General features: G+C 70.8%; 4 protein-coding genes. 2 read left to right on the forward strand and 2 right to left on the reverse strand.

Annotation, left to right across the window (positions count from 1 at the left end; genetic code table 11):
• Positions 1 to 49 precede the first annotated feature (49 nt).
• On the reverse strand, positions 50 to 613 hold the full coding sequence (locus VF468_24330) for a trypsin-like peptidase domain-containing protein (GenBank protein HEX5881416.1): 564 nt from the start codon (positions 611 to 613) through the stop codon (positions 50 to 52).
• A gap of 481 nt (positions 614 to 1,094) precedes the next feature.
• Between VF468_24330 and VF468_24335 the strand changes: the two genes are divergently transcribed.
• Entirely contained in the window at positions 1,095 to 1,427 is a 333-nt protein-coding gene (locus VF468_24335) for a hypothetical protein (protein HEX5881417.1), read from the forward strand.
• On the opposite strand, the gene VF468_24340 is transcribed toward VF468_24335, so the two are convergent.
• Complete coding sequence (locus tag VF468_24340; protein ID HEX5881418.1) at positions 1,424 to 2,785, reverse strand: hypothetical protein; 1,362 nt, start codon at positions 2,783 to 2,785, stop codon at positions 1,424 to 1,426. The genes VF468_24335 and VF468_24340 overlap by 4 nt on opposite strands.
• Positions 2,786 to 2,983: 198 nt before the next feature.
• Here VF468_24340 and VF468_24345 point away from each other — a divergent pair.
• The coding region (locus tag VF468_24345; GenBank protein HEX5881419.1) for a methyltransferase domain-containing protein at positions 2,984 to 3,356 on the forward strand (373 nt) is incomplete at its 3' end.

The raw sequence follows: 3,356 nt of genomic DNA on the forward strand, positions 1-3,356 counted from the left end.
ACCCCAGCGTTGGCGCCGCTGCTGGACTCGATCGCGGTGGTGATCCCGATCACCCGGCGCGGTCGTCGGCCAGCACCCCACCTGAGTTGCCAGGGTTGATGGCGGCGTCGGTCTGGATGGCGTCGATCAGGTCGCTGCTGTCCTGGCCTGGATCGCCGGTCAGGACCACCCGATGCAGGGCGGAGACTATGCCCTCGGTGACCGAGCCCTCCAGGCCGAAGGAGCTGCCGACCGCGATCACCCGCTGACCCACCGCCAAGCTGGCCGAATGGCCCACGGTGGCGGCCTGCAGCCCGGTCTTGGCAACCCGGACCACGGCCAAGTCGTCGGTGGCGTCCGAGCCGACGAGCTCGGCGTCCACCCGCTCGCCGCTCTGGAGGGTCACGGTGATCCGGGTCGCTCCCTCGACCACGTGGGCGTTGGTCAGGATGTAGCCGTCGGAGCGGAGCACCACCCCCGATCCGGTGCCCTGCTGGCCAGCCGAGCTGACCTGCAGCTCGACCACGGCCGGGAGCACCGCCCGAGCCACCGCCTTCGCGTCGGACGCCGAGCTTTCTGACGCTCCGGTCGAGCCGCCGCCGCCCGAGCCGGTGTCCTCCTGCAGGGGCGTCACCGCCGATGGCGCCGGCGATGTAACGGGTTCGGTGCCACCCTGGCGGTCCAGCGCCTGCACGATCAGGCCACCAGAAGCCCCCGCGACGAGCGCGAGAGCAACTGCCCCGGCGACAAGGACGGTCCGCGACCGCCCGGGCGGTCGCGGACTGTCGACTGGTGGCCGCTGCAGTGGCAAAGGCCCCAACGTGCGCTGCTGCTCCATGGTGGCGCTCCCGGTCGAACTGGACGGTCGGCCGGAGTCTGGACACCGGACCTTGGGGCACCCTTCGGGCAACCTGTGAGCTTGCTGTGAACCATGGGCCGAGCTCCCAGGATTGCCAGCCGATCCACAGCCAACTGCCAGGCTGCTCCAAGGTCCGCCAGCGACACTCGGCCCGGTCGACACCTACCAGCCACAAGCGAGGCCGACGATGCGTGCGCCATGGGCATCAGCCGACAAGCAACCCGAAGCCGAGACCGCACCCGAGCGTCGTGTCACCGTGATCCTGGACGAGCGAGCCAGCCAGATCGCCGACGTCCTCCAGGACGCGCTCGGTGCCGGCTTCCATGTGGCTGCCTTCCCACCTGCCGACGATGTCATCGCCGTGCTGACGGCGGCCTCCCCGCGTCTGGTCGACGCCCATCGCCAGCTGCACCCCACCGTCGGGCTGGTCATCACCGGGGCGGGCGCCCAGCCCGACGCGGTGGCCACGGTCCTCAACGCCGGCGCCGACGACTGCCTGCGGGAAACCGACCCGCGCGAGCTGGCGGCCAGGCTCAAAGCCCTTAGCCGACGCCGCGCCTTGATCTCGGTTCATCATCCATACAGCTAACGCTCAAGGGCGGCCGGCACAGCACCAAAGAAGGCCGAGGGCGGTGTCTCCTCCCCCCGAGACGCCGCCCTCGGTCGGCCAGCCGCCGTCGTCGGTCTGGCGTTGGCCGGAGTTCTCGGATTCCGGGTACCAGGAAGCGGACTGCCGACCCTGCCAAACAGCACGCACCAGCGCCGCCCCGGCCGGCAGCCGCGCCTTGGATTCGCATGTCTGGAGAAGCACACGGGTCGACGGAACAGTCGAGGGTCCGGGGTCCGACTGCCGCGCAGCTTGCGATTGGCGCACTCCAGCCACGCCGCTCGCCCGGTCCGATCCTCCTCGGGCAGGTTCCGCAGGGTCCGCTCCGCAAGGTCCGCCGCTCGTTCGGCCTCGCCGCGATCCATGGCAAGGTGGGCGCGCCCGAGGATCGCGAGGGGGTGATCCCGCACCTCCTCGAGCAGGCGCACCGCCTCGTCGAGCCTTCCCTGCCGGCGACGAAGCTCGGCCAGGCGGACGACACTCAGGACCGCCGCGATCGGTCGGCTGGCCGCGAAGTCCGCTGCCGCGCGGGCCAGCTGCTCCTCGGCCTCCCGCCAGGCACCACGCCACATCAGCACGCCCCCGTAGTGCACCCGACATTCCCCAAGCAGCATCCGGATCCGGAGGCGGCCGGAGAGCTCCTCCAGCCTGCGGCACCACTGCGCCTCGCGGTCGTAGTCGCGGACCCGCTCGCACGCATAGATCAGATAGCAGGAGGCGAACAGGATCGACACGACATCCTGAAGCTCACCGGCGATCGCCGCGGTGACGGCCTCATCCAGGTGCCGCATCCCCTCATCCACGTGCCCCTCGGTGACCAGCACCAAGCCCTCCACGGCCAGCCCCAGCATCTGCAGGTCGATCAGGCCCAGTCGCACGCCGAGCTCCGCGGCTCGCGCACCCAGTTCCCTCCCGGCGACCGGATCGTCGTTGACCTCCAGCGCCAGCGAGCCCTCAAGCAGGGCGAGCCAACCGTGCTCGGGCCCCTCCTCGAGCCCGCTCAGGAGCCGCCGGGCTCGCTCCCGCCAACCGTTCGCGACCGCGGCCTCGCCCCGGAACTCGAGATGATCGGACGAAAGCCACAGCGCCATACGCGCAGCCCCGCGCAGCTCGCCTGCCGCGCGGTACCGCCGGAAGGCCCGCTCCCTCGTCGCGAACACGACCTCTGGGTCGTTCAGCCACCAGGCAGCCCAGCTGAGCCCCTCCAGCGCCCCAGACGTCTCCCGGTCCCGGAGGGCGGCTTGGAACGACTCGCGGGCCTCCTCCCAGGCTCCGCGCGCAAGGGCGTCGTGACCGGCCTCAACGAGCTGCTCGGTCGCGCCCCCGCCACCGTCCGTCATCCGCTGACTCTACGGCACTGGACCGCTTCTGATCCTGGGCTGACAGGACGAGCGGGATCGACACGGCAGCGTTGGCCGTAGCCACCGGCGAGCGGCCCAGCGGACCATGGCCACAGGACCGACTGTGATTCCTACAACCCAGTCGTGCATCTCAAAGATGAGACCTGGACTCAGCGATGCGCCGCTACACTCCCCTGCATGGCAGGCTGCTGTCCCTCTCGCGACTATCACCGGTTCTTCAACCAGCGGTTCGCCCGCAGGCTCGCCAACCGATACCGCAAGCGCGGCCTCGACCCCACCGCCCAGACGATAATCCAGTTCCTGCGCCAGCTCGGCATGGAGGGGGCCAGCGTGCTGGAGATCGGCGGCGGCGTCGGCGAGATCCAGATCGAGCTGCTCCAGGCGGGCGCGGCCCGGGCCCAGAACCTGGAACTCTCCCCCGCCTACCAGGAACAGGCACGCACGCTGGCCGAGCAGGCAGGGGTCCAGGGGCGGATCGACTGGCGCATCCACGACCTGGCCGAGGACCCTGGGGCGGTGGCGCCGGCCGACCTGGTGGTCTTGCACCGGG

Source organism: Actinomycetota bacterium (genome assembly GCA_036280995.1).
Classification (GTDB): Bacteria; Actinomycetota; CALGFH01; order CALGFH01; family CALGFH01; genus CALGFH01.

What these genes read in the sequence shown, in the direction of transcription:
- VF468_24340 (HEX5881418.1), bottom strand. Translation starts at nt 2,785, where the DNA reads ATGACGGACGGTGGCGGGGGCGCGACCGAGCAGCTCGTTGAGGCCGGT.